The sequence below is a fragment of the Vibrio sp. 1069 genome, assembly GCF_033340555.1.
In genome coordinates this window covers 1-678 of the sequence record NZ_JAWOWP010000428.1, presented here as the reverse complement: position 1 = coordinate 678, position 678 = coordinate 1, and the positions used below count along the sequence as shown (strand labels likewise).

The window sequence follows — 678 nt, the reverse complement described above, 5'->3', positions numbered from 1 at the left end:
GGGTACTTTTGCTTAATCCAACCGAAGCGGTCGAGCAAATTGTCGATATTTCGATGAGTGTAATGATGGATGAAACCATCGCATGGATCATTCTCGTATGTGGTTTGATGGGCGGTTTGATTGCCGTATTGGAGAAAGGCGGCAGTATTTTGAGCTTCTCCGATATGCTTGTCACCAAGGTTAAAAGCCGCAAGCAATCTATGTTGATGACATTTGCTCTGGGTATCCTGATCTTTATTGATGACTACTTAAACGCAATTGCGATTTCATCATCAATGAAAAAAGTCACTGACGGCTACAAGATCTCTCGTGAAAAGCTCTCTTATCTAGTGGATTCAACCGCAGCGCCTATCTGTATTCTGGTGCCGATTTCCACTTGGGCCATCTTCTTTAGCTCGCTGCTAGAAGCAAACGGCGTCGCTGAAGCAGGCCAAGGTATTCAGACGTACATGCAAGCAATTCCTTACATGGCTTACGGCTGGGTAACTTTGGTGATTGTTCTGCTGGTTGCGATGGAAAAAATCCCTGACCTCGGCGCAATGAAAAAAGCAGAAGAGCGTGCGAAGAATGGTCAAGTTCGTCCAGACGGCGCAACCGATGTGGACTTTGGTTCTGAAGTTTCCGCGCACACCAATCCGACAATGGGTCTGATCAACTTCCTTTTACCGATGATCGTCC

At 46.5% G+C, this 678-nt stretch carries 1 protein-coding gene; it reads left to right on the top strand.

Annotated features, from left to right (window positions below; genetic code table 11):
• A partial coding sequence (locus R7040_RS26935; protein ID WP_318097668.1) for a Na+/H+ antiporter NhaC family protein occupies window positions 1-678 on the top strand: 678 nt, incomplete at both ends.